Below are 25,663 nucleotides of genomic sequence, written 5' to 3' on the forward strand. Positions count from 1 at the left end.
GTGCTTTTGGTCATTTAGATTAACGCCATAAGGAGATAACCATGTTACGTCGTTCTCATCGCTGGTTTGCATTGGTCATTGTCGCACTGACGGCATTGACCGGTTGCGCGACCAGCTCGCAGCAAGACCAGGTGCGTCAAGCCAACCTCGCACGCGAACAATTTAAGCAGTACCCACAAACCCAACCTTTTTTTGATAACGCCTACGGCTATGCCGTCTTTCCTTCTGTCGGCAAAGGGGGTTTTTGGGTAGGTGGTGCCTATGGTAAGGGCGTCGTTTATCGTCAAGATGCGCCGGTCAGTGCCGCGGCGCTCAAACAGGTATCGGTCGGGCTGACCTTTGGTGGCCAAGCATTCAGTGAAATTGTTTTCTTTAAAGACAAACCAGCGTATGACCGCTTTATGCAAGGTCAAGTGGAGCTTGGCGCGCAAGCGTCTGCCACCGCATTGACCGAGGGGGCATCGGCGCAAACCGGTACCTCTGGCACCTCAGCCTCCGCCAGTAACCGTCAGTCGAAAGCCTATTACGTCAATGGGCTGACTGTCTTTACCCATGCAAAGGGAGGACTGATGGTAGAAGCCGCCCTCGCCGGTCAACAATTTACTCCTACTAACTGGTAGTCACTGACGCGTACAGAGCGTAAAACGCCTTATCTGCGCATCAAAAAGGCTAGCCGTGTTGGCTAGCCTTTTTAGCTTGGCGTTGCCAGTACATCGTTACGGCTGCCAAACAAACCACAGACGCTTTTCCGCCGACGGTTGTGGCTCGGGAACAAGCGTTTGTGTGCTATCGCTCTCCCCCTGTTCGACCGCCTGATCACCTTGTTCCAGCTCAACAGGCGGCTGCGCGGTATTTGCCGACTCGCTGGCGGTTGGCGATGTGCTTGCCGTATAAGCCTCTTGCTCCTGCATGGTCATCAACCGCACTTCTCGGTTGGCGGTTAGCTCTTTAATCAGAGCTTGCTGTGACGCGGCCAACTGCGCATCGAATACTAGGGTGTCATCATTAAGCTTGCGTAAATGTACACTTTGTACCGCATTCAAGTTTGCCAGTGTTTTCTCGAGTGCGACATAATCATCGCCGCTCTCTATACCGCCAACCGCAATAACCACAGACGCACTGTCTTCGTCTTGATCCAGGATGACGCCGGTTTGCTGCGCGTAATAGTCGGCCAGTGAATGAATCATTGCGGTTGCGTTACGCGCCTGACCGCGGGTTTGATTAGTTTGCATTTGGTTTGCTTCAGGAAAAAGCTGCCAGCGAATCCCCTGGTCGGTCAGTTTGGCAATCACGATACCGTCTGGTTGGTAACGCTCACTGGCCTGTTCAACGGGCTGAATAAACCCGCCCCACAAATCACTGCTCGAAATCGCCATCAGGTCATCAAAATCGCCCACAGGAATAAGTACAGGCAACCCACGTAATGCCGCCGCTTGGCGCAGCTCATCTATCACTGGGCGCTCACTTTGCTCCCAAATAATTTGCCGTTCAAGGCCGCGGTCATCCACCAGCCACACCAGCACCGACGGGCGCGGACTTCCCCACAAAGGGAGCCCCGCTTGACGCAATATTTCACGCACCTGTTGGCTGTCAAATCCAACTTCTAACGTACGCTGCGTCGCGCCATCCGCCCCTTGCTCATGTTCACCATAACCGAGCTGGGTGATTAGGCTATCTACCTCTTGCAGCGCTTGTTTAACCGCTGGGTTGTCAGACAAGTTCCGCTGACCGGACACCTTAGTCAGAACGGCACTTAACCCTTGTTTTTTTGCCGCTTGTTGGGAGGTTTGCGCGCCATTATCAAGCGGAATGCTGGCGTGATAAAGGTCGTTTGCCAGCGCGCTAGGCAACCATAAACAGGCAATGAAGGCCAACACAAATCGATTCATAGTCTTTCCACATGGATAAATGGGAGTCCAGCGATCATAAGCTGACAGCTCTAGGTTCAGCAATCCTCATTTGTAAAAAAGATAGAGCAAACGCGATATAGTGATAGGTGCCACTGTAAAACGGTCTATTTCACGATTCCGTTCGATCAATGAAATCCGTTACATCATTTATTTGCTATCGGTCTCACATTTAAAAACATGACAGGAATCACAGAAACGCTTTGTGCTAGCATTGCGCGATTTTTTTTGGAGGTGAGATCATGATGCAAGTTTTACAAGGGGCACAAATGCTGTTCGTCGCATTTGGAGCCTTGGTGTTAGTCCCGCTTTTAACCGGGCTTGACCCAAACGTCGCACTTTTTGGTGCCGGAATAGGTACCCTAATCTTTCAAGTTATTACCCGCCGCTCTGTTCCTATTTTTCTCGCCTCTTCTTTTGCCTTTATTGCTCCCATTCTGTACGGCGTGAACAATTTCGGTATTCCCGCCACCATGGGTGGACTGATGGCCGCCGGGGTTATCTACCTCATCATGGGGGGCATTATTCGCGTGAAAGGCGTAGACATTATTCACAAATTGCTTCCTCCCGTGGTGGTAGGCCCTGTGATTATGGTGATTGGACTTGGCCTCGCGCCCACCGCCGTCAATATGGCGCTGGGTAAAAGTGGCGACGGCAGTGAGCAACTCATCGCCGGTGATATCGCTATCTGGATTTCCCTGCTTTCATTACTCACCACCATTGCGGTCAGTGTCTTTGCCAAGGGCTTTTTCAAATTGGTCCCCATTATGGCCGGTATTGCGGTTGGCTATGTGGCCAGCCTAGTGATGGGCATTGTCGACTTTACCCAAGTAGCCAATGCCAGCTGGTTGATGATGCCTGCCTTTACCTTGCCAGAATTTAACATCAACGCCATTTTATTTATGATTCCCGTAGCCATCGCCCCCGCGGTGGAGCATGTGGGCGATATGCTGGCAATTTCCAATGTCACCCGTAAAGACTACCTGAAAAAGCCCGGTTTGCACCGCACCATGGCAGGTGACGGCGCGGCGACGATCGCTGCATCCATGTTTGGTGCTCCGCCCAATACCACTTACAGTGAAGTCACCGGCGCAGTGATGCTCACCAAAGCATTTAACCCTAAAATAATGACCTACGCGGCGTTCACCGCCATTGTGCTGGCGTTTGTGGGTAAACTGGGAGCCCTACTACTGACCATTCCTTTGCCGGTGATGGGCGGCATTATGATCCTACTGTTTGGCTCTATCGCTACCGTGGGTCTGAATACTTTGATTCGCAATCAAGTAGATCTTCACGACTCGCGCAACCTCGCGATTGTCGGGGTCACCTTGGTCTTTGGGATTGGCGGGATGGCCTTTGGCATTGGCGATTTCAGCTTACAAGGCATCAGCTTGTGTGGCTTGGTCGCCATCGTGCTTAACTGGGTGCTGCCTCGTCAAATGGGCGAGAACCACATCGTTGATAGCGCACAGATGGAAGAAGAGTCGCATTAAGACAGGCGATGACACACTTAAAAAGGGCGCCGCAGCGCCCTTTTTTGATTGTGCCGCGGTTTGGCGACTTTTTTAACTTTGTGCGGCTCGAGCTTCAACCACTTTGATGGCTTGTTCGATACGCGCCAATACGCGGTCTTTACCAATCAGGTGCATCACCGCATCCACTGAGGGTGATTGACCACCACCAGTGACTGCAACACGCAATGGCATACCAACTTTACCCATACCAACATCGAGATCGGCACAGGTATCCGCGATCACGGCTTTTAGGGCATCCACTGTCCACTCATCCAACGCTTCAATCTTGCCTTTGGCTACTTGCAATGGCTCAAGCGCGACTGGACGCAGGTGTTTCTTGGCGGCGGTTGCCTCAATCTCATCAAAATCTTGATAGAAGTAACGGCTTTGCTCGGCCAACTCCACTAGGGTGTCACAACGCTCACCCACCAGCTGGATCACGTCAGTCAGAGCCGGCCCTGTGGACGCATCAATACCCTGTTGATCCAGGTGCCACTGCAAGTGTGACGCGACCTCAGCCGGATCACCATTTTTGATGTAATGGTTGTTCAGCCAACGCAATTTTTCCGTATTAAAGGCAGAGGCTGACTTACTGATCGCTTCTAGGGAGAAGAAATCAATCATCTCCTCCATCGAGAAGATTTCTTGGTCGCCGTGAGACCATCCCAGACGCACTAAATAGTTACGCAGTGCTTGTGGCAAGAAACCTTGATCGCGGTATTGCATGACGCTCACTGCACCATGTCGCTTAGACAGCTTGGCACCATCGTCGCCGAGGATCATCGAGCAATGGGCAAACTCAGGGACAGGCGCACCCAGCGCTTCATAAATATTAATCTGACGCGGGGTGTTGTTAATGTGGTCTTCGCCACGCACCACTTGGGTGATCCCCATATCCCAGTCATCAACCACCACACAGAAGTTGTAGGTTGGGCTGCCGTCGGTACGGCGGATGATCAAGTCATCAAGCTCGCTGTTCGCAATTTCAATCCGACCGCGGATCTTATCGTCAAACACCACCTTGCCGTCTTTGGGGTTACGGAAACGAATGACGTGTGGGTCGTCAGCGTTGGCTTGGCTGTTTGCTTCAACCACTTTGGGGTGATTAGCATCGTAGCGTGCTTTCAAGCCATTCGCTTTTTGCTCTTCACGAATTTCTTCTAGCAGCTCTTTGGGGGCATAACACTTGTAGGCTTTGTCTTCTGCCAACAGCTGATCAACAAGCTCGTTATAGCGATCAAAGCGTTTCGTTTGGTAGTACGGCCCTTCATCCCAATCAAGGCCCAGCCACTTCATGCCTTCTAGAATGGCATCAATGGCTTCTTGGGTTGAACGTTCGATATCTGTATCTTCAATACGCAACACAAATTGACCACCTTGGCTGCGTGCTGCTAGCCAAGAGTAAAGTGCGGTACGCGCGCCACCAACATGCAAAAAGCCGGTTGGGCTGGGGGCAAAGCGGGTTTTAATCGTCATTAGGATCCCTATCCCAGTGTTGAGAATAATATGTAACGGTTAGTTTACCAGTACAGGTAAATTCCACAATCCGGCCATGCTCAGACACGGAACATGGCCATGTAAACTATTGCACCTGTGCGCGATGATTCGCTCGAATCGCTCGGCACACAGCGTGATGGATAAAGCTACTGATTAAGCATGGCAATCATTTGATCTTCATCGAGTACAGTGACGCCCAGATCTTGCGCTTTGGTGAGTTTGGAGCCTGCGGCCTCCCCCGCCACTAACATGTCGGTTTTTGCCGAGACACTGCCGGTCACTTTCGCGCCCAACGCCTGTAACGCCGCTTTGGCATCACTGCGAGACATTTGCGATAAGGTGCCCGTCAGGACAATGGTTTTACCCGCCAACGGTTGCGCATCTGGCTCTGACGGCGCGCTGATTTCGGGCCAGTGGATCCCAGTTGCCAGTAGGGCTTCTAGCACACTCTGGTTGTGCGGCTCGGCAAAGAAGCGAACGATGTGGCCTGCGACAATCGCACCCACGTCCGGCACGTTAATGAGAGCCTCTTCATCGGCCGCGCGCAACGCGTCGAGGGTATGAAAGTGCAAAGCGAGATTTTGCGCGGTCGCCTCGCCCACTTCACGAATGCCCAAGGCATAAATAAAGCGTGGCAAGGTCGTGGCTTTGGCTTTTTCCAGTGCATCAACCAAGTTTTGCGCTGATTTTGGCCCCATTCTGTCGAGCTGCGTCACACGACCCGGGGTCAAGGTAAAGAGATCGGCTGGCGTCTCAATTAGCTCTTTTTCGATTAACTGCTCGACGATTTTATCGCCCAAGCCATCAATATCCATGGCTTTACGAGACGCAAAGTGTTTAATCGCTTCTTTGCGCTGTGCCAGACAAATTAATCCGCCGGTGCAGCGTGCGACCGCTTCCCCCTCGATACGGGTCACCGCTGAATCACAGACCGGACACGCATCGGGAAACACTATTGGTTGTGCCTGCTCAGGACGCCGGCTTTCCACCACGCCAACAACCTGAGGGATGACATCACCGGCACGGCGGATCACCACGGTGTCACCAATATGAACGCCTAACCGTTCGATTTCATCACCGTTGTGCAAGGTAGCATTACTGACCGTGACGCCGCCCACGAACACAGGCTCAAGCTTGGCAACTGGCGTAATGGCCCCAGTGCGGCCCACTTGGAACTCCACATCGTTGACAGTGGTGATTTCTTCTTGCGCCGGGAATTTGTAAGCTATCGCCCAACGAGGCGCGCGCGCCACAAACCCTAACCGTTCTTGGCTGGCAATGCTGTCAACTTTGATGACGACACCGTCTATTTCGTAGGGCAGTGCATCACGGCGCGCCATAATGTCTTGGTAGTAGGCTTTCACGCCGTCTAGGCCTTCCACCCGTTTCACTTCTGGACTGAGCGCTAGGCCCCACTGTTTGAGCTTCTGTAAGCGCTCACTTTGCCCTTGGCCGAAGGGAGTCGACATCACGCCCACCGCATAGGCATAGAAACTCAATGGTCGGTTAGCGGCGATTTTGGGGTCCAGTTGACGCAGGCTGCCTGCCGCCGCATTGCGCGGGTTGGCAAAGGTTTTATCGCCTTTTTTAAGCGCGGCCTCGTTAAGTGCCTCGAAGCCCGCTTTCGGCATGAAGACCTCACCACGCACTTCGAGCCGCGTTGGCCAATCCCCTTTCTGTAAGGTAAGGGGGACGTTGCGAATGGTTTTGACGTTGTGGGTGATGTTCTCGCCGGTGGTGCCATCTCCCCGCGTCGCAGCTTGAACCAGCTCACCATTTTCGTAAATCAGGCTCACCGCTAAACCATCGAGCTTGGGCTCACAGGTGTAGGTGACCGGCTCGCCATCACCGAGTCTATCTTTAACACGGCGTTCAAAGTCAGCCAGATCGTCATCACTGAAGGCATTCCCCAAAGATAACATCGCCAACTCGTGGGTGACCGTCTCAAACGCGCTAAGCGGTGCGCCACCGACTCGCTGACTCGGTGAGTCGCTAGTTATCCATTCAGGGTGTGCCGCCTCAATGGCCAATAAGTCTTGCATCAGGCGGTCGTACTCGGCATCGGGCAGCTCTGGGCTGTCTTCAACGTAGTACCGGTAGGCGTGATAGTTAAGCTGGTGCTTTAAATCATCGAGTTGTTGTTTGCTGTAAGCCATGTTTGATTCGTCGTCTGAGCGGAGTCGGTTGCGGGCAAGTATATCGATAAATCACAGACAGCGGGAGCCATGTCCCGCTGTATGCTTAAACCGTGGTCGCGTTAGCGCAGGCTATTTGGCCATAAAGGCTTTGACGCGCTCGCGATATTCATCCAATCGTGACGGGGTCATCATGGTGCGTGAATCATCCAGCACTAATCCGCCCAACTCGTCCGCAATTTGCTGGGCCGTTTGCAGCATAAGCTTAAAGTTTTGCTCTGGCTCACCGTAACACGGCAGGGTCATGAAAAAGCTAATACCCGGCGTTTCAAAGCTTTCGCTATGGCTTACATCGAAGGTACCGGGTTTGACCATATTGGCCACACTGAATAAGACTTTTCCACTCCCCGATAGATCAGAGTGGCGATGATAAATACCCATATCACCAAAACGGAGGCCGTATTGCTCAAGGATCGGGATCAGTTCAAGGCCAGTGAATACGTCACTATTGTTCGCGTGCACATGCAAAACCAGCACTTCTGTCTCATCCGCGGCTTCATCCGCCTGTGGCGATTCATCACTGTGTTGCGACTCGCCCTGCTCAGCCGTTTCTGTATCACCTTGACGCGCGCTTTGCGCTGGCGCTAATGGCTCATCATCAGCCATGGTCGCGTGTGCCTGCGGCATCTCTGGTTCTTCATTATCGTGATTTGCCGCTTGCGGGGTGGCGGCTGAAAACGAAGGTTCATCGTCAGTGGCGGACATTGAAGGATACAGGGGTTGTTCAGGTTCAGACTGGGGGCCAGGTTGCCCAGCGAACAAGGGGTCGACGTCAGGTTTCTCCCCAAAGTTCATCGCTGGCTCTTGGCGCACAGGTTTGTCGCTTTCGCTTTTAGCGCGACTGACGACTCTGACGGCGCCAATACCATCTTGGTCAAACTTTTGATCGTCACTGTCGTCATCCAGCTTTCCCAACGGCTTTTCACCAAACTTGGTCGTCTTTTCTTTCTTGTTTGTCCAGAGGCCATGCAAAAGCAAAGCTGCGATTGCTAGTGCCCCCAACACAATCAGTACAAGGCGCAATTCCTGCATCATCGATTCTCAAATCTATCTATGTTCAGCGTTTTGATTCGCTTATGTCACAACGCCAACCAGGTTGCAAAGGTTAGTGTGATCATAAGCGGGGCCTGTTGGCTGACGCAATGCGTTAATGGTCAACTTAGTTAACTGTATCAAAAGTTGGGGAGAATTTAACGAATCAAGACACACAAATCGTTAAACTTTCCCATTATTGGGTCGTTGTCATCGCAATGATTCCCCCCGTAATATAGCGCACACCGTTATTTTTGTATCGACCGCATGTATGCGGCTTGTTGTGACCGACATTGTTCTCAAGGAGATATCATGGCGAATTATGCTCGCCCTCGCCCCCAAACTGGTGCTGGTTATCTGTTCCAAGGCTTTTCTCTGATGATGGCACCCGGCTTACGCCGGTTTGTAATCATTCCTATTTTGATCAATGTGTTGCTGCTGGGTGGCGCGTTCATCTATTTGCTTTCGCAGGTGGGTGACTGGATCGACCATTGGATGGCCAGTCTACCTGAGTGGTTGTCCTGGCTCTCTTTTTTGATTTGGCCTTTAGTGGTGATTGCTATCTTGGTCGTGTTCTCCTACGTGTTCAGCACACTGGCAAACTGGATAGCCGCGCCCTTTAATGGCTTGCTGGCCGAACATGTGGAGGCAAAGCTGTCAGGCACACGGGCACCGGATGATGGCTTGGCTGGTATCATTAAAGATATCCCGCGGGTGATGAAACGAGAGTGGCAAAAACTCGCCTACTACATCCCCAGAGCATTAGGCTTTTTACTGCTGCTATGGATCCCCGCGGTTGGACAAACCGTGGGGCCAGTGATCTGGTTTTTGTTTAGCGCGTGGATGATGGCGATTCAATACTGTGATTATCCGTTCGATAATCACAAGGTGTCGTTTCCCGCCATGCGCCAGACGTTAAACCAACAACGGGGCGCATCGCTTAGCTTTGGCGCAATAGTCATGCTGTTTACCATGACTCCTTTTCTCAACCTACTGGTGATGCCTGCGGCAGTATGCGGCGCAACCGCTATGTGGGTGGATAAACACAAATCCTCATTGGGGCGCAATTAATCTGTGATCGTCTACGCGAAAGCTCACATCCATAATGTGGGCTTTTTTCGTTTAACCAATCAGTTATTGGTTAATGTCACAATAAGATATAACCAACCGATCCTTTCAAAACCAAGCAGCAGAGATATGCTTGGAGGGTGATTAAAATCGGTGTCATGAAGGAACGATACAATGGGCAAGATTTACGAAGACAATACACAAACCATCGGAAACACACCGCTAGTTCGCCTAAACCGCGTGGCGAAGCCAAACGTGCTGGCCAAAGTTGAAGCACGCAACCCAAGCTTTAGCGTCAAGTGCCGTATCGGTGCCAATATGATCTGGGATGCAGAGAAAAAAGGCACCCTCAAACCCGGTATCGAATTGATTGAGCCGACCAGTGGTAACACGGGTATCGCGCTTGCCTATGTCGCGGCAGCACGTGGTTATAAGCTGACCCTAACCATGCCAGAGTCAATGAGCCTTGAGCGCCGTAAACTGCTCAAAGCCATGGGCGCGAAGCTGGTGCTGACCGAAGCGCCAAAAGGCATGAAAGGCGCGATTGCCAAAGCGGAAGAAATCATGGCAGCAGAGCCAGGTAAATATCTGATGCTGCAACAGTTCGACAACCCCGCCAACCCTGAGATCCATGAAAAGACCACTGGGCCTGAAATCTGGGAAGACACTGACGGCGAAATCGATGTGTTTGTCTCCGGCGTTGGCACTGGTGGCACCCTAACCGGTGTCAGCCGCTACATTAAAAACACCCAAGGCAAAGCCATTACCACAGTCGCCGTCGAGCCTGCCGAGTCGCCGGTGATTGCGCAAACCATCGCGGGACAAGACGTGCAACCTGCCCCTCACAAAATTCAAGGTATTGGCGCGGGCTTTGTGCCGAAAAACTTAGATGTCACGCTTGTTGACCAAGTGGTGTCTGTCAGCTCAGACGAAGCCATTGCCATGGCTCGCCGCCTGATGGAAGAAGAAGGCATCTTGGGCGGGATTTCTTCAGGTGCCGCGGTGGTTGCGGCTAACAAAATTGCCGAGCTTCCCGAGTTTGCAAATAAGAAGATCGTCACAATTTTGCCAAGTGCAGCAGAGCGTTATCTCAGCTCGCCACTGTTTGCTGGCATGTTCACCGAGCTGGAAACTGAGCAGTAACAGCAGGTTAGCCAACAAGCCTTTACAACCCCCTATTCGCAAAGGCCCAAATTGGGCCTTTTTTGTTTGATTTTTATATTAAGCTTTAGTAAAACACGTCTGCCTTTTTATTTTCCGCATCAAAATAAAAGCCCTCGCGCCTAATGAGTGGAAGGTCAAAAATGGCAAAAAGATGACACGAAATTGACATGGATTAAGCTATCAGGTCGATTTCTTGGTTAGGTTAGCGTCAACGGATAGCGAAGTCGCCCGTTAGCGGTTAAGCTAACCTTATATTTAATACATAGATTTAAAAAAATACAGAAACGGGGTGAATCATGTATCAGAAGCAAGTTGAGATTACTGCAGAAAACGGCCTACACACTCGTCCAGCGGCGCAGTTCGTTAAAGAAGCGAAAAGCTACGACGCTGACATCACTGTTGAATCTAACGGTAAGAGCGCGAGCGCAAAAAGCCTATTTAAACTTCAAACCCTTGGCTTGACCAAAGGCACTATGGTGACTATTTCTGCTGAAGGTGCGCAAGCACAACAAGCCGTTGATCACCTAGTAAAACTGATGGACGAGCTGGAGTAATCCGGCTCTTTTTCTATCGGTTTTAAGTTGGATAAACGTAAGGTAAAGCTATGATTTCAGGCATCCTGGCATCACCTGGTATTGCTTTTGGTAAAGCACTGCTGCTGCAAGAAGAAGACGTTGTTATCAATAAAGATAAGATTGCTGCGTCTCAAATCGATCAAGAAATTCAGCGCGTATTGGATGCTCGCGAACAGTCTAAGACGCAACTCGAAGCGATCAAGGACAAAGCAAGGGAGACCTTCGGCGAAGAGAAAGAAGCTATCTTCGAAGGTCATATCATGCTACTTGAAGATGAAGAACTCGAAGAAGAGATCGTCAGCTTCATCAAGTCAAACCTAGCGACCGCCGATCACGCTATCTATAGCGTTATCGAAGAACAAGCGGTCACGCTTGAGTCACTCGACGACGATTATCTGAAAGAGCGTGCCGCGGATATCCGTGACATCGGTTCACGCTTCGTCAAAAACGCACTTGGCATCAATATGGTGTCGTTGAGCGCTATCAACGAAGAAGTGATCCTGGTTGCAAACGACCTGACGCCTTCAGAAACAGCACAGGTTGACCTGAATTATGTGCTTGGTTTCATCACCGACATTGGTGGTCGCACTTCACACTCCTCAATCATGGCACGCTCGCTTGAGTTGCCAGCGATTGTAGGCACCAATGATGCGACCAACAAAATACAAAACGGCGACATGCTGGTGCTTGATGCGATTAACAACCAAATCGTTGTCAACCCTTCAGACGAAGAACTCAGCAAATTCAAAGTGATTCGTGACCAACACATCGCCGAGAAAGCGGAACTGGCGAAGCTTAAAGATCTGCCAGCCATCACGCTTGACGGTCACCAAGTCGAAGTGTGCGGTAACGTAGGCACGGTCAAAGACTGTGACGGCGTAAACCGTAACGGCGGTGAAGGTGTGGGGCTTTATCGCACCGAGTTCCTGTTTATGGACCGCGACGCGCTTCCGACTGAAGAAGAGCAATACCAAGCTTACAAAGCGGTAGCGAAAGCGATTGATGGCCATCCTGTGATCATCCGCACCATGGATATCGGCGGTGACAAAGATCTGCCTTATATGAACTTGCCGGAAGAAATGAACCCATTTTTGGGTTGGCGTGCAGTTCGTATTAGCCTCGATCGTCGCGAAATTCTTCGCGATCAGCTTCGTGCTATTCTTCGTGCTTCGGCGCACGGTAAAATCCGTGTGATGTTCCCGATGATCATTTCTGTGGAAGAAATCCGAGAGCTGAAAGAAGCGATCGAGACCTACAAAGCAGAACTGCGCCAAGAAGGTCACGACTTCGACGCCGATCTGGAAATCGGTGTGATGGTTGAGACGCCAGCCGCGGCTGCGATCGCTCACCACCTCGCGAAAGAAGTGGAATTCTTCAGCATTGGCACCAACGATTTGACTCAGTATACCTTGGCGGTCGATCGTGGTAATGAGCTGATTTCGCACCTATATAACCCTCTGTCTCCTGCTGTATTGACGGTTATCAAGCAAGTGATTGATGCCTCACATGCGGAAGGTAAATGGACCGGGATGTGCGGAGAGCTTGCAGGTGACGAGAAAGCAACGTTACTATTGATGGGAATGGGTTTGGATGAGTTTAGTATGAGTGCCATCTCTATCCCTCGCATCAAGAAGATTATCCGTAATGCCAACTTTGCTGATGTGAAAGCGATGGCCGACAAAGCACTCACTTTGCCAACTGCGGCAGAAATCGAGGCCTATGTCGAAAAATTTATTGCGGAAAAAACCGCTTGCTAATATACAATCAGCAAAGAATCACTGCTTAGGAGCAACACTATGGGTCTGTTCGACAAACTGAAGAAGTTGGTGTCTGAAGACGGCAACGACGCAAGTGCCATTGAAATTATCGCCCCATTGTCGGGTGAGATCGTCAACATCGAAGACGTACCTGACGTTGTGTTTGCTGAGAAAATCGTCGGTGATGGTGTTGCGATTAAACCATCAGGCGACAAGATGGTTGCGCCAGTTAACGGCACTATCGGTAAGATTTTCGAAACCAACCACGCTTTTTCAATTGAGTCAGATGACGGCGTTGAGCTGTTCGTACACTTTGGTATCGACACCGTCGAGCTAAAAGGCGAAGGTTTCAAACGCATTGCGGAAGAAGGTCAAACGGTGAAAGCCGGTGACACCGTGATCGAATTTGATTTAGGCATGCTCGAAGAGAAAGCCAAATCAACACTGACACCAGTGGTTATCTCTAACATGGACGAAATCAAAGAGCTAACTAAGCTCTCTGGTGCCGTCACTGTGGGCGAAACCTCTGTATTGCGCGTCACTAAGTAATTCAGATTTCTTAGTGAAGAAAAACGCAGCCTCGTGCTGCGTTTTTTTATGCCCGATGCTTGTCCTGTTTATGTGAACTGGTAAAAAAAGCGCTTCACTCGCCGGCTTCTCAGCCAATAAAGGCTCGCCCACACTAACCAAAGCCCATGCAAGGCAAGCAACCAATCAAACCGTCCCCCCGTCATCGTGAGCGTATGCGCCACTTGATAGGCTTCCCACGTCCACAACAGCCATACCCACCAATAACCCAAGTGCCAATGCTGTGTTAACCATTCAGGCGCCTTGTCGCAGTTTCCCACCAACAGTAATAGCGCAAGCGGCACTAAACCAATCACTAAGCTGAGATAAAACGCAGACGTGTCAGGATAAACCAGCGCGAGCAGCTCGCTGCCCTGCTCTCGGCTCACTCCAGCCATCGCCAGTAGCCACCATGCGCGACTTAACAGTAGTAGGCACAACACGGCGATCTGGGGCGCTTTGATGTACCCTTTGTCGTCGAAATGATGAAACGTGTCCATAAGATTTTTGATTGAGAAGTCACGCATTTACCATGGCGACATGCGATAAAAACTGCAAGCGCAAAAGCAAAATTTGTTATCCTAGGGGCGAGCCATTTATTTAGCGTTATATGGAGCCTTCATGGCCAAAGCAAAAGCAAAAGCAACGATTTCGCCAGAGACGCAACAAGACGCCATGCGCGTTGCCAAAGCCACGCAAAAGCCCGGACAAACCAAGGCTCAGACAAAACTGATCGCTCAGGGGATTGAGAAAGGGATTGCGCAGTACAAAAAAGAACAAAAGGCAAAGGCGCGAGCACAGGATAAAGCACGAAAGAAACAGCAAAAGGCGACACCGGCGGTCGAGCAACCTCGCGAGCCTGCGCCTTCCTCTCAGCCACCCGCACAGGATAAAGGCTACCGCCATTTACCTTGGCTTTTACTCGTCGTAAGCTGGATAGGATTTATTGGTTACGCGCTCGTGGGGGCATAATGGGAAAAAATCTGCTCGGCCTTATTGTCGTTTTTACGCTGTTCGGCTGCTCAAAAGGAGGCCCCATGGCAAAACAACCGCCTGTCACTGCCTGTGGTGACAGCCCTAATTGTGTTTCAACAGAAGACACGCGCGCGACGTTTCAGTTAGCGCCTCTGCGGCTGGCTAACACCGACGTTGCCTTGGCTAACATTGTCGAGAAAATTGCCTCAATGCCCCGTGCAGAACTCGTTTCAGCCCAAGACAACTACGCACACTTACGCTTCACCACCCGGGTGTTGCGCTTTGTCGATGATGTTGAAGTCTCACTCAACGGAGACCAGATTGCGCTTCGCTCTGCCTCTCGTGTCGGCTATTACGACTTTGGCGCAAACCGTCGGCGTGCAGATGCTATTCGCCGTACACTCATTGAGGCGAAATTAGTCACACCCTCTGGTGCGTATTAGTTGATATAAGAGCGAATATCTCGCTTTTTATCCTCGACCCAATCGCGACGAAACGGGCCCCAGTCTTTTAGCTGGTAATAACCATCGTTATGGCGCTTGCCATCTTGGATAAATGTCATATCAATGCCTAGCCCTGACAACGATTTGAGTACATCCTGGATCGTGCGGCGTGGCCAGCCTGTTGCCTCAATCAAACGCGGCACGTTTGGGCGCTCCATCTCTTCTACCAGTGCGGCGAGATACAAGCGCCGAGCAAATACCGGGTTGAGTTCCATATGAACCTCCAACAATTACGAGTGATCCCATTATTCATGGTGCCTACTAAGAGGCTTTGCGTTTGATCAAAACGCCATCAAATCGACGTGCTGCAGGCGCATTTACCTACGCATTTCACACATTCTTGGGCCATCAAATGACGCACATGCCTGCCGCGCTAGGTGTTGCGTTCATTAACCAGCAGTGTCACTCTTAAACCTTTGCCAACAAGCACGATAAGACCATGACAACTGTATTTGGGATCAAAAACTGCGACACCCTAAAAAAAGCCCTAAAGTGGTTGGATAACCAAGGTATCGACTATCAATATCACGACTATCGAAAAGATGGCCTAGACGCACAAATGCTGCAGACGTTTGTCTCAGCACTCGGCTGGGAAGCGCTAGTCAACAAACGTGGCACCACCTACCGCCAATTGAGTGATGAGCAAAAAGCCAATTTAGATCAAACCCGCGCAATCGCGATCATGCTTGATAATCCAGCGATCATTAAGCGCCCATTGCTCGTACACAAAGGTAGCTATTATCTCGGCTTCAAAGAGAATCAATACGCTGATATTTTCGCGTAATGTGATAGCCGATTCATTTTTGTTGTAAGGAAACCCTGATGACTGACTCTGCCACGCTGGCTTTAGCGAAAGATCTGATAAACCGAGAATCGGTCACGCCGGAAGATGCCGGCTGCCAAGATCAAATGATTGCGCGATTAGAAGCCTTGGGCTTCACCATTGAGACCATGGTGTTTGAAGATACCACCAATCTGTGGGCCAGACGGGGAACGGAAGGCCCTCTGTTTGCTTTTGCCGGCCACACCGATGTGGTTCCCTCAGGGCCGCACGAACAATGGCACACACCGCCGTTTGAAGCGACGGTGATTGATGATCATCTCCACGGACGTGGCGCCGCCGACATGAAAGGCTCACTGGCCGCCATGGTTGTGGCCGTTGAACGTTTTATTGCCGAGCACCCAGACCACTCTGGCTCACTGGCGTTTTTAATCACCTCTGATGAAGAAGGCCCGTTTATCAATGGCACTACCCGTGTGGTCGATACTCTAATGGCGCGCGGCGAAAAGATTGACATGTGTATTGTCGGTGAGCCGTCCAGCACCCACCACGTCGGTGATGTGGTGAAAAACGGCCGTCGCGGATCCATCACAGGGGATCTCTACGTCAAAGGCACACAAGGGCATGTTGCCTACCCTCACCTTGCGACTAACCCGGTGCATCAGGCGATGCCAGCACTCACCGAGCTTGCGCAAACACTGTGGGATAAAGGCAATGCGTTTTTCCCACCCACAAGCTTTCAAATCCCCAATATCAAGGCCGGCACGGGCGCGGCCAATGTCATTCCAGGGGAGTGCCATGCACAGTTTAACTTCCGCTTTAGTACTGAGTTGGACAGTGAAACCATCAAAAAGCGGGTTTACTCGATTTTAGACGCCCATGGGCTCGACTATACCCTTGAGTGGACGCACAGTGGTGACCCTTTCCTAACCGATAAAGGCACGTTACTGGATGCAGTGGTGGCTGCGGTGGAAGAGGTGAACCATCAAACACCAGAATTGCTGACCACTGGCGGCACCTCCGACGGACGTTTTATTGCGCAAATGGGGGCGCAAGTGATTGAGCTGGGTCCGGTGAATGCCACTATCCACAAGGTCAATGAGTGTGTGAGCATCCCGGATTTAGAAAAGCTGACTGACATGTATCAAAAGGTCTTGGAGAAGGCACTCCCTTGATGCCGACACCCGCACAGCTCACAGGGCAAGACGCCTCCGCGCTAACACCGATTAACAGTCGACCTAATGCGCCCTGCTTGCACCAAGCGGTATTCGCCGACTTTGCCGCCCTACAACAGGCGGCATCGCAAGCGGGGTTCACGCTCATGATTGCCAGCGGCTATCGCTCGTTTGCGCGTCAGTTAGCCATTTGGAACGGTAAATTTAATGGCGAAAAGCCAGTATTAGATGCTGAGAGTCGCCCGTTAGATGTGTCAACATTGTCAGAGGCAGCGCGGGTCAAAGCGATACTGCGCTGGTCAGCCTTGCCAGGGGCAAGCCGCCACCATTGGGGCACAGACATAGACGTGTATGACAAGCGCGCACTGGGGCCGGATCAAAGGTTGGCGCTCACGCCACCGGAATATGATGATGGCCCTCAAGCGGCCTTCTCACAATGGCTCAAAGTGCATGCCCCTAAGTGGGGGTTCTTCCTGCCTTATGCCGAAGATAAAGGTGGGGTTGCGAGAGAGCCTTGGCATATCAGCCATATCGCCACCAGCGCCGCCCTCTTGTCAGCATTGAGCCAAGACATGCTTGCCAGCGCGATCAGCAATGCGCCTATTTGTGGTAAAGAGACTATTCTTGAGCAGATGGATTGGATATATTCAACCTACGTCACTAACTTGTGCGAGGTGGAACAATGGAATGGCTAACCAACCCTTATGTCATTATTGCCATCGTGGTAGCTGTCGTGGTTAGCAATATCATGGCGCTCAAATATACTGCCAACGCAAAATTTGGCCTTAAGTATAAAGACAAGCCTGACAAAACCGCGTCATCCAAGGAAAAAGATGCGGATAGCAAGCCATCGCAGTCTGATGAACACAAAGACTAAAATAGCGCCACGTTAATGGCGCTATTTTTCTCACTTAAAAAGCAAACGTTTGCTTTTTGAGTCCAAAAATTACAGGGTAAGGCCGATACGCTTTGCCACCTCGATGTAAGCATCCACAACGCCACCTAGGCCTTGGCGGAAGCGGTCTTTATCCAGTTTTTCTCGGGTATTGGCATCCCACAATCGACAACCGTCGGGGCTAAACTCGTCACCCAGAACAATATTGCCTTGATGATCAACACCAAACTCAAGTTTGTAATCGACCAGCAATAAGTCACCGTCGGCAAACAAGGCTTTGAGAACATCATTCACCTTATAGGTCAGTGATTTCATCGTCGCCAGTTGTGCTTGTGTCGCGTAGCCCAAAGACTCACACAGGGATTCATTGACCATAGGATCGTGCAGTGCGTCGTTTTTTAAAAACAGTTCAAAGGTCGGTGGCGTCAATGCCGTACCTTCTTCGACGCCGAGGCGACGGCAAAGCGATCCGGCCGCGATATTGCGCACCACACACTCTACTGGGATCATATCGAGCTTTTTCACCACGCACTCGGTATCGGACAATAATTGGTCCATTTGGGTGGGGATACCCGCCTGCTCAAGCTTTTGCATGATGAAGTGATTAAATTTGTTATTCACTTCACCTTTTCGCTCAAGCTGCTCGACACGTTCGCCATCAAACGCAGACGTGTCATTGCGAAAGTGCAGAACAAAGCGGTGCTCATCCTCTGTGGCATAGACAGATTTTGCCTTACCGCGATACAACTCAGCACGTTTTTCCATTACCTATACTCTCCATTAGGCGCTAAAAGTAAGGGACGCTCACCGCGTCCCTATAAAATTACTCTGATACTTGACTCACTTGGGCAATGACCGCTTTTAGCGCTGGACTCAGCGCTTCTAACGTCGCCTCATCAACGGGTTTGCCATCGCTGTTGGTAACGTTAAGTGATGTGCGGTTGCCGAGATCGCCCAGCAGCAAGGTGTAGCTGTTATCTGGGAACGAAACCGGATCAACGCCAAGGGATTGCCAGCGCTCATCACTTGGCGCAACGTGACGGGTTTTTACCGTGCCCTGCGACTGGTTACGACTTTCTACCGTGAACCCTAAAGGCTTAATGATGGCAGGCAGCTTTTCCCACACTACGTCATAGGGCGCACGAGCAATAATCACTGGCAGGCCACTGCGATCGGTACCAAAGCTAATCGGAATATCTGCTTGACGTTGCTCGGCCAGACGGCGCGCTTCGGCACGCAAGGCCGCATCGTGACTGACCGTGATAAGGTTGGTCATCAAGGTGTTGTAGCGCTCACGCAACGCAGGCGTGAGTGGCTCATCGCTGGCTTTCGCGCGCGAGTCAATCATATTCACCCCTAGCGCAAAACGGCGACCTTGCTCAAGACGCGATAGACGGAAGCGTGCTTGATGGGCGCTGTCTTCTTTTTCCCAAGCAATCCAACCGGTTTCTACTTGGTCTGCGGTTTGTGAGGCCACTGGAATGGTCTGCTCGCTGACCAAACGTTCCACCGTTTGCCACACTTTATCGAGTTGCTTTTCATTGGCAACCGCAAGGGTGACGCCGCGGCTATCACGTTGTATCCGTGCGCCCGGGATTAAGTCCAGCACTTGGCGCGGCGGACGAATATCAACGTTCTGACCCACTTCACCATTAAAGTCTTGTGTCGGGATCTGATAATTGGTGGAAAAATACGGCGCTTGATCCGGCAAGGTTTGCCATGGCGACAACGGGGTTGTTTGCAAGTAGCCAAAGTCATCTTTGGCTTGACGACGCTGCTCGACGCCACCACTGCAGGCCACCACACTGGTGGCCATGATGGCACAAAGGCCGAGCTTAAATACTGGTTTCATTGACACTCCAACGGCTTACACCGCACCTGCTACACGCAGTGCTTCTCGCACATCTGGACGCAAGTGCTCGCTTAATTCAGTTAATGGCAGACGAAGGTGTCCATCCGCAATCAAGCCCATTTCGCGGACTGCCCACTTCACTGGGATCGGATTGGCTTCGTCAAACAGGTGGCGATGTAGGGGGATCAAGGTTTCGTTGATGGCATGTGCTTGCTCTGCGTCACCCGCGCGCGCCAGTTTGATCATTTTCGCCATTTGCGCCGCTGCCACATTATTGGTCACAGAGATAACGCCATGCCCCCCAGCCAAGACAAAATCTAGGCCCGTTAAATCATCGCCACTGAATAAGAGGAAATCATCGCCACAAAGTTCCCGATGGATCGCGACTCGGCTTACATCAGCCGTGGCATCTTTAAGACCAATAATATTGTCAAACTCAGCCAATCGCGCCACTGTCTCCGGTTGAATATCGACCGCCGTACGCCCGGGGACATTATATAAAATTTGCGGCAGGTCAGTGGCTTCAGCAATGGCTTTGTAATGCTGGAACAAGCCTTCCTGGGTCGGTTTGTTGTAATAAGGGGTCACGCTTAGACAGGCCGCCACGCCCGAGCCAGCAAACATTTTACTGAAAGTGATGGCTTCGTGGGTGGCATTGGCACCGGTTCCCGCGATAACCGGAATACGTCCATTAGCAAATTCCAAGGTTTTTAGCACAATTTTAATGTGCTCATCCACGGTTACTGTCGACGACTCACCCGTCGTGCCCACTGCGACAATCGCATCAGTGCCCGATTGGATATGAAACTCGACCAGTTTTTCCAGGCTAACGTAATCAACTTCGCCGTGTGCATCCATTGGTGTGACGAGCGCCACAATGCTTCCAGAAACCATGTTCGTCTCCCTTATTAGTGATGCTTGCAATGTTACTTTTGGCGCTGGGCAAACACAAGAATAACCCTGCGTCTAGGCATGTCTTAATCGACATTTTTTCATCGATAGACAATGTGTCTTAACGTTATAATCGAAGAAGGAGGGAGCCTGCGTCAATGGGCAGTCAAATCCTGTCAAGTCAGTGATCCTATTATCAAAAACTTGCGTAATCTCGAGCACCCTCTATCATCGTGGATTCGGTTGACCGACAAAAAGGAAACGCAGCGCATGCAAACAATCACCGAAGGCGCCCAAGCGCCCGATTTTTCACTGCAAGACCAAAATGGCGACACCGTCACGCTTAGCCAATTCAAAGGCGACAAACGTGTTCTGGTTTATTTCTACCCAAAGGCGATGACACCGGGCTGTACAACGCAGGCCTGCTCATTACGCGATACCAAAGCTGAGTTGGATGCACTTGACACCGTGGTGCTTGGCATTAGCCCTGATCCGGTGAAAAAACTGGCCCGCTTTGTTGAACGTGATGCACTTAACTTCACGCTGTTGAGCGATGAAGATCATGCCGTCGCCGATGCGTTCGGTGTCTGGGGACCGAAAAAATTCATGGGCAAAGAATACGATGGGATTCATCGTCTAAGCTTTTTGGTCGGCAAAGACGGTAAGATAGAACATGTGTTTAATAAGTTTAAAACCAAGGACCACCACCAAGTGGTACTTGATTACTTAAACCAAGCGTAACGTCAGTCCACGTTAGCGTTGGCGACAGAGCAGCCTACAGACTAGAAGCGCACGGCCACCGTGCGCTTTTTGTATGATTAACCGACAGGCTTTGCCAACGCCTCCGGATATCCGCGGCGTATCGCAAGCTCGCAAGCGGTATCGATTATTTTCGCGGTGTTGGGGCGCGACAGTGGCTGATAAGAGGTAGGCGAGATCCAACCCGCATCTTCAAATTGCGCCAGTACTTTATTGATGGCCGTCAGCGCCGACGACGCTTTAACAATTTCAAAGCGTGCATAACGCTCACCATCAAACGACACATCCGAGGCACGTAAGGAAGGATCATCCCCGGGGATTTGCTGCGCACCACACAAGGGTTTGCCGCCGACTTCCGCCTGTTTAAATGCCGGTAACCACTGGCCAAAGTGGTCAATCGCACGATCAGTGCGTTCACACACTTCTTGCCAGTCCCAGCCTTTATCGATGTTTTTCACATAACGTGCATCGACAGTCGGTTGCGCCGACTCCGCAGAGCTTTTCACTAAACCACGCTCAAACAAGGTAACATCTTGGGTCATGCCATGGAGTTGGAAAAAACCATCCGGGTAAGGGGTCAATTGTGCCATCCCTTGTGGCGTGCCCCGCTGGCCATGGACAATAATCTCTGGCCATTGGTACTCTGTGCTTGTCCAGTGCGCGATATACGCGGCTTTGTATTCCACCAAACGCTTGCGACCAAACCCGGCCATATCATCGATCGTGCCCGTACGGAATCCGGCCGCATTGATCAGATAGTCAACCTCAGTGCTTTGTATCTGGCCAGTCTGGTCTTGATAGGTTACCCGCCACCCTGACGAGATGGGCTGAGTATCCATCACTTTGTGATTGAAATTAAGCTGACAATGCGGCGCGTCAGCAAGGGTCAATTGCGCTTCCGCTGCTAGGCGAAAGACGCTAAGCCCGTATTCTTGCACCAGCACCAGAGGGTATTTCATTGCGCTTAAATCGAGCGATTGCGCGACAGGCCACATCCACTGGTCCGCGGCATCGGTCAGACTGTGATAGTTTTGAGCGCGCAGTGCTTCCAATTCCTCTTGCTGATACAAACGGAAATAATCGCTCGGCTCGCCCATGACTTTATTATCGCTATCCAGTTCAACCAATTGCGCGTAGCGCTCGCGCAGGGTTTCTAAACGTGCAATCACGCTGTCGAGCGAGCCTGGGTCTTGCTGAGGAACAGCAAGGACAGTCGGTCGACGATTAACCGAATGCGGATACATACGCACCGTGGCTACCGACTGTTCAAGTAAGATCAGGCATTGATCGAGCGAGATTTCACGATACAAATTGCCGCCCGCATGCAGATGACAAATCGGCGGCCCACTGACCAAGCCGGTGCCCGCTTCAAACACCTGGGTATCCACGCCGCGCTCAGCCAAGCGCATTGCTGCTGTGGTTCCTGCAACACCGCCACCTATCACCGCGACGCGAAACTTTTCTACTTGCGTTTTTTCTTGCCTGTGTTCTGCCATGCCAACCCTGTTTTCATTACTACTTCTATGGGCCAAACTGATCACGGCGTGTCGATGTTTACCTGCCGCTCAGCCCCTTTAATTAGGGGCGTGAAAACAAGATGGATCACTCAATCTCTGCCTTGGGATCGTCATCCAGCTCTATCACCGGCAGCGCTTGCCACACCGCTTTCACTAAGGTCGCCAATGGAATAGCAAAAAATACGCCCCAAAAGCCCCAGAGTCCACCGAAAACCAGTACGGCTATTATGATGGCGACGGGATGTAAATTCACCGCTTCTGAAAAAAGCACGGGGACGAGCACATTGCCATCCAGCGCTTGGATAACACCATAGGCGATCATCACATACCAAAAGCCAGGCTCGAGTCCCCACTGGAACAAAGCAACAATCGCTATCGGGAGGGTGACAATCGCCGCGCCAATATAAGGCACCAGCACAGAAAAGCCCGTCGCCACACTGAGTAGCACCGCGTAGCGAAGATCTAACAGGCTAAAGGTCAAGTAGCTGGTCACCCCGACGATAATGATTTCAGTCACTTTGCCGCGGATGTAGTTGGAGATCTGTTGATTCATCTCATGCCCGACTCGAGAGGCAAGACGACGATTACGCGGCAACAAGCCTTTAAACATCGCCAGCATTTGCGCTTTGTCTTTGAGCAAAAAGAACACCAGCAGCGGCACCAAAATCAGGTATACCGCTACCGCGACTAAGTTGACCAAAGACGCCAATGAACCTTTTACCAGTGTTTCACCCAGGTTAAGCACTTTATTTTGCAAGGTGTCGACAAAGGTGTTGACCATATGCGGATTAATCAGCTCTGGGTAGCGTTCTGGCAAACTCAGCATCAGTGCTTGCATGTTGTTAAACATATTTGGCACATCAGCGACCAAACTGACCCCTTGGTTCCATATGGTCGGCACCAACCCAAATAATGCCATCAAGGTTAAGCTGACAAACACAGTCAATACCACCAGCACTGACAACACGCGGGGCAACCCCAACCGACAGAGACGATTGACCGGCCAATCTAGTAGATAGGCCATCACGATCGCCACCAGCAATGGGGCGAGCAAATTGCCAAAAAAGTAGATGGTAATAAAACCAAAAAGGAGGATCGCCACCAGACTTACCGCATGTGGGTCAGAAAAACGTCGCCGATACCAGCGATGTAACATATCAAACATAAAAAGCCCGCTATTTCTTTGTGATGAGTAGCCGCGAAGCTGGCGTGTCTAACCACTGCATGCTGAAGCCTTCGCGTTTAAAATACTTGGGGATATCGTCTTTCGCCCCTTGATCACCGAGTAAAATCACCAATTGCTCACCTGACGGCAATAACGCGGCGGCGCGCTTTGCCAGCAATAGCGCCATTGGGCAAACATGTTCTCGCAAATCAAGTGTTTGAGATTCCATTCTGGCTCACCGGTCGGTATTATCGTCAGTATTGTAATGGACATTAGATAGAACGCCAACGAAACCCTAACGGGTTTTATCGGTCTGTACCTAAGTACACCCTGCATTTAAAGGTCATCATACTTATGTCATCACGCGCACTTGGCTCTCACAAAGGCAGCAAGGCTCGCCGCCTGCTCTGTTATGCATTGGCGGGGGTGTTAGCGAGCGCGCCTGTGTCTGCCCGCGTTGAGTCATACCAAAGTGATTTACCGGATATCGGTACCGCTGCCGTCAGTACCTTATCGGTGGCCAAAGAGAAAGAGTTTGGTGATGCCTATATGCGGATGCTAAGAGCCAGCAAGCCCATCATCAGCGATCCTTTGCTCAACGAGTACATTAACGGCTTAGGTCATCGACTGGTGGCGAATGCCAACGATGTTCGTACACCCTTTCGATTTATTTTAATCGATAATCAGGCAATCAACGCCTTTGCCTTTTTCGGTGGCTACGTGGCCATGCACTCCGGCCTATTCCTCCATGCAAAAACGGAAAGCGAGCTGGCATCGGTGATGGCCCACGAAATCGCCCATGTCACCCAACGTCATTTGGCGAGAAGCATGGAGGAGCAAGCGCAAACCTCGCCGCTGACCGTCGCCGCCTTAGTGGGGTCATTGATGCTCGCGATTGCCGCTCCCGAAGCTGGGATTGCAGCCGCACATGCCGCGACAGCCGGCAGTATGCAAAACCAAATCAATTTCACTCGTCGTAATGAAGAAGAAGCCGATCGGATCGGTATTGAAACCCTCGCACGTGCTGATTTTGATGTGCAAGCCATGCCGCGATTTTTCTCACGGCTGGCGGATGAGTACCGTTACGCCAGTCAAATGCCCGAGTACTTCAGCACCCACCCTTTACCGGCTTCACGGATCACTGACTCTCGCGCTCGTGCCCGCCAATACCCACAAAAACGGGTACCTGTCTCGCCCGATTATCAACTTGCGCGCGCGCGGATCGTCGCACGATATAGTGGCATCGCCAGTCGCTCGGCCATGGACTGGTTTGAACGACGTCATAAAGAGGCCTCGCCGGCCGAAAAGCAAAGCCTTAACTACGGGATGGCGCTGCTTGATATTGACGCGCGTCGTTTTGACGATGCGCGGAAAAAATTAACCCCACTGATTAAGGCGCAACCTAATAATCGATTTTTCATCGATGCGATGACCGATTTAAACATCGGTGAGAAACACTACGATAAGGCACTATCACGCCTCGAGCAGGCGTTGAACCATCAACCAAACAACCGCGTATTATTGCTCAATCATGCCTATACCCTCGTCAAAGCCAAGCGAGGGGACGACGCGATCTCCATGCTGGAGCGATATACACACCAGCATCCAGATGACAGCAACGGTTGGTTTTTGTTACAACAAGCGTACGAAAGTACTGGTACGCATCGAGACGGTGAGCTGGCCGCCCAAGGTGAGCGTTATGCCTTACGCGGACAATGGGACAAAGCCATTCGCAATTATACCCAAGCCGCCCAGCTCGCTGAGTTAGGTAGCTTGGCGCAGGCACGGTATGATGCGCGTCTTGATCAACTACGTCGCCAACAAGCCCGCTTTAAAGCGCTTAGCGACCGTTAACTCACTCAAAAAGGATCATT

At 51.3% G+C, this 25,663-nt stretch carries 27 protein-coding genes; 15 read left to right on the forward strand and 12 right to left on the reverse strand.

Annotated elements, in window-relative coordinates; translation table 11 throughout:
- The first annotated feature begins 41 nt into the window (after positions 1-41).
- The gene (locus BGL48_RS02065; protein WP_069361094.1) at positions 42-620 is read left to right on the forward strand and encodes a YSC84-related protein; all 579 of its coding nucleotides are present in this window, start codon (positions 42-44) and stop codon (positions 618-620) included.
- Between the two features lie 96 nt (positions 621-716).
- On the opposite strand, the gene BGL48_RS02070 is transcribed toward BGL48_RS02065, so the two are convergent.
- Positions 717-1,889: a DUF2066 domain-containing protein gene (locus BGL48_RS02070; protein ID WP_069361095.1), complete on the reverse strand. Its 1,173-nt coding sequence runs from the start codon at positions 1,887-1,889 to the stop codon at positions 717-719.
- A gap of 260 nt (positions 1,890-2,149) precedes the next feature.
- Between BGL48_RS02070 and BGL48_RS02075 the strand changes: the two genes are divergently transcribed.
- Positions 2,150-3,400: a uracil-xanthine permease family protein gene (locus BGL48_RS02075; protein ID WP_069361096.1), complete on the forward strand. Its 1,251-nt coding sequence runs from the start codon at positions 2,150-2,152 to the stop codon at positions 3,398-3,400.
- A gap of 72 nt (positions 3,401-3,472) precedes the next feature.
- Here BGL48_RS02075 and gltX read toward each other — a convergent pair whose 3' ends face one another.
- The 3 genes from gltX to zipA form a co-directional block, all read right to left on the reverse strand.
- Positions 3,473-4,897 (reverse strand): glutamate--tRNA ligase, encoded by a 1,425-nt coding sequence (gene gltX / locus BGL48_RS02080; RefSeq protein WP_069361097.1) that lies wholly within the window; start codon positions 4,895-4,897, stop codon positions 3,473-3,475.
- A 167-nt stretch (positions 4,898-5,064) separates the two neighbouring features.
- Positions 5,065-7,074 carry an NAD-dependent DNA ligase LigA gene (gene ligA / locus BGL48_RS02085; protein WP_069361098.1) on the reverse strand — a complete coding sequence of 670 codons (2,010 nt, stop codon included), beginning with the start codon at positions 7,072-7,074 and terminating at the stop codon, positions 5,065-5,067.
- A gap of 111 nt (positions 7,075-7,185) precedes the next feature.
- A complete protein-coding gene (gene zipA, locus BGL48_RS02090; protein ID WP_069361099.1) occupies positions 7,186-8,148 on the reverse strand; it encodes a cell division protein ZipA in 963 nt (320 codons plus the stop codon).
- Positions 8,149-8,457: 309 nt separating this feature from the next.
- Between zipA and cysZ the strand changes: the two genes are divergently transcribed.
- The 5 genes from cysZ (at position 8,458) to crr (ending at position 13,258) form a co-directional block, all read left to right on the forward strand.
- A complete protein-coding gene (gene cysZ, locus BGL48_RS02095) occupies positions 8,458-9,216 on the forward strand; it encodes a sulfate transporter CysZ (RefSeq protein WP_069361100.1) in 759 nt (252 codons plus the stop codon).
- A 171-nt stretch (positions 9,217-9,387) separates the two neighbouring features.
- Complete coding sequence (cysK, locus tag BGL48_RS02100; RefSeq protein ID WP_069361101.1) at positions 9,388-10,356, forward strand: cysteine synthase A; 969 nt, start codon at positions 9,388-9,390, stop codon at positions 10,354-10,356.
- Positions 10,357-10,673: 317 nt separating this feature from the next.
- Entirely contained in the window at positions 10,674-10,931 is a 258-nt protein-coding gene (ptsH, locus tag BGL48_RS02105) for a phosphocarrier protein Hpr (RefSeq protein ID WP_069361102.1), read from the forward strand.
- 50 nt (positions 10,932-10,981) lie between these two features.
- On the forward strand, positions 10,982-12,709 hold the full coding sequence (gene ptsI / locus BGL48_RS02110; protein ID WP_069361103.1) for a phosphoenolpyruvate-protein phosphotransferase PtsI: 1,728 nt from the start codon (positions 10,982-10,984) through the stop codon (positions 12,707-12,709).
- Positions 12,710-12,748: 39 nt separating this feature from the next.
- The gene (gene crr, locus BGL48_RS02115; RefSeq protein ID WP_069361104.1) at positions 12,749-13,258 is read left to right on the forward strand and encodes a PTS glucose transporter subunit IIA; all 510 of its coding nucleotides are present in this window, start codon (positions 12,749-12,751) and stop codon (positions 13,256-13,258) included.
- Positions 13,259-13,326: 68 nt separating this feature from the next.
- Here crr and BGL48_RS02120 read toward each other — a convergent pair whose 3' ends face one another.
- On the reverse strand, positions 13,327-13,776 hold the full coding sequence (locus BGL48_RS02120) for a DUF2919 family protein (RefSeq protein WP_069361105.1): 450 nt from the start codon (positions 13,774-13,776) through the stop codon (positions 13,327-13,329).
- A gap of 121 nt (positions 13,777-13,897) precedes the next feature.
- Between BGL48_RS02120 and BGL48_RS02125 the strand changes: the two genes are divergently transcribed.
- The gene (locus BGL48_RS02125; RefSeq protein ID WP_069361106.1) at positions 13,898-14,248 is read left to right on the forward strand and encodes a DUF2956 domain-containing protein; all 351 of its coding nucleotides are present in this window, start codon (positions 13,898-13,900) and stop codon (positions 14,246-14,248) included.
- 65 nt (positions 14,249-14,313) lie between these two features.
- Complete coding sequence (locus BGL48_RS02130; RefSeq protein ID WP_176719627.1) at positions 14,314-14,694, forward strand: DUF1499 domain-containing protein; 381 nt, start codon at positions 14,314-14,316, stop codon at positions 14,692-14,694.
- On the opposite strand, the gene BGL48_RS02135 is transcribed toward BGL48_RS02130, so the two are convergent.
- On the reverse strand, positions 14,691-14,969 hold the full coding sequence (locus tag BGL48_RS02135) for a winged helix-turn-helix domain-containing protein (protein WP_025740011.1): 279 nt from the start codon (positions 14,967-14,969) through the stop codon (positions 14,691-14,693). The genes BGL48_RS02130 and BGL48_RS02135 overlap by 4 nt on opposite strands.
- Before the next feature lie 224 nt (positions 14,970-15,193).
- On the opposite strand from BGL48_RS02135, the gene BGL48_RS02140 reads away from it, so the two are divergent.
- Genes BGL48_RS02140 through BGL48_RS02155 form a run of 4 tightly spaced genes read left to right on the forward strand, consistent with a single transcriptional unit; the run spans position 15,194 to position 17,587 of the window.
- Positions 15,194-15,538: an ArsC family reductase gene (locus BGL48_RS02140; protein ID WP_069361108.1), complete on the forward strand. Its 345-nt coding sequence runs from the start codon at positions 15,194-15,196 to the stop codon at positions 15,536-15,538.
- 38 nt (positions 15,539-15,576) lie between these two features.
- Entirely contained in the window at positions 15,577-16,710 is a 1,134-nt protein-coding gene (gene dapE, locus BGL48_RS02145; RefSeq protein ID WP_069361109.1) for a succinyl-diaminopimelate desuccinylase, read from the forward strand.
- Positions 16,710-17,405, forward strand: a complete 696-nt coding sequence (locus tag BGL48_RS02150) for a M15 family metallopeptidase (RefSeq protein ID WP_069361110.1) — start codon at positions 16,710-16,712, stop codon at positions 17,403-17,405. Before dapE ends, BGL48_RS02150 begins: the two co-directional genes overlap by 1 nt.
- Positions 17,393-17,587: a DUF2897 family protein gene (locus BGL48_RS02155; RefSeq protein ID WP_069361111.1), complete on the forward strand. Its 195-nt coding sequence runs from the start codon at positions 17,393-17,395 to the stop codon at positions 17,585-17,587. The genes BGL48_RS02150 and BGL48_RS02155 overlap by 13 nt, the downstream gene beginning before the upstream one ends.
- A gap of 69 nt (positions 17,588-17,656) precedes the next feature.
- Here BGL48_RS02155 and purC read toward each other — a convergent pair whose 3' ends face one another.
- From purC to dapA, 3 genes are read right to left on the reverse strand one after another with little or no spacing between them, the layout of a single operon-like run.
- A complete protein-coding gene (purC, locus tag BGL48_RS02160; protein ID WP_069361112.1) occupies positions 17,657-18,370 on the reverse strand; it encodes a phosphoribosylaminoimidazolesuccinocarboxamide synthase in 714 nt (237 codons plus the stop codon).
- Between the two features lie 58 nt (positions 18,371-18,428).
- Positions 18,429-19,457, reverse strand: coding sequence for an outer membrane protein assembly factor BamC (gene bamC / locus BGL48_RS02165; protein ID WP_069361113.1), 1,029 nt, complete (start codon positions 19,455-19,457; stop codon positions 18,429-18,431).
- 15 nt (positions 19,458-19,472) lie between these two features.
- Positions 19,473-20,351, reverse strand: a complete 879-nt coding sequence (gene dapA, locus BGL48_RS02170) for a 4-hydroxy-tetrahydrodipicolinate synthase (protein ID WP_069361114.1) — start codon at positions 20,349-20,351, stop codon at positions 19,473-19,475.
- 267 nt (positions 20,352-20,618) lie between these two features.
- On the opposite strand from dapA, the gene bcp reads away from it, so the two are divergent.
- Positions 20,619-21,089, forward strand: a complete 471-nt coding sequence (gene bcp / locus BGL48_RS02175) for a thioredoxin-dependent thiol peroxidase (protein WP_046073724.1) — start codon at positions 20,619-20,621, stop codon at positions 21,087-21,089.
- Positions 21,090-21,166: 77 nt separating this feature from the next.
- On the opposite strand, the gene BGL48_RS02180 is transcribed toward bcp, so the two are convergent.
- From BGL48_RS02180 to BGL48_RS02190, 3 genes are all read right to left on the reverse strand, one after another.
- Positions 21,167-22,603, reverse strand: coding sequence for an FAD-dependent oxidoreductase (locus tag BGL48_RS02180; protein ID WP_069361115.1), 1,437 nt, complete (start codon positions 22,601-22,603; stop codon positions 21,167-21,169).
- Positions 22,604-22,709: 106 nt separating this feature from the next.
- A complete protein-coding gene (locus tag BGL48_RS02185; protein ID WP_069361116.1) occupies positions 22,710-23,789 on the reverse strand; it encodes an AI-2E family transporter in 1,080 nt (359 codons plus the stop codon).
- Positions 23,790-23,799: 10 nt separating this feature from the next.
- Positions 23,800-24,018, reverse strand: coding sequence for a sulfurtransferase TusA family protein (locus BGL48_RS02190; RefSeq protein WP_069361117.1), 219 nt, complete (start codon positions 24,016-24,018; stop codon positions 23,800-23,802).
- Positions 24,019-24,143: 125 nt separating this feature from the next.
- Between BGL48_RS02190 and BGL48_RS02195 the strand changes: the two genes are divergently transcribed.
- Complete coding sequence (locus tag BGL48_RS02195) at positions 24,144-25,643, forward strand: beta-barrel assembly-enhancing protease (RefSeq protein ID WP_077520285.1); 1,500 nt, start codon at positions 24,144-24,146, stop codon at positions 25,641-25,643.
- Positions 25,644-25,663 lie beyond the last annotated feature (20 nt).

Source organism: Salinivibrio sp. SS3, assembly GCF_001722105.1.
Taxonomy (GTDB): domain Bacteria; phylum Pseudomonadota; class Gammaproteobacteria; order Enterobacterales; family Vibrionaceae; genus Salinivibrio; species Salinivibrio kushneri.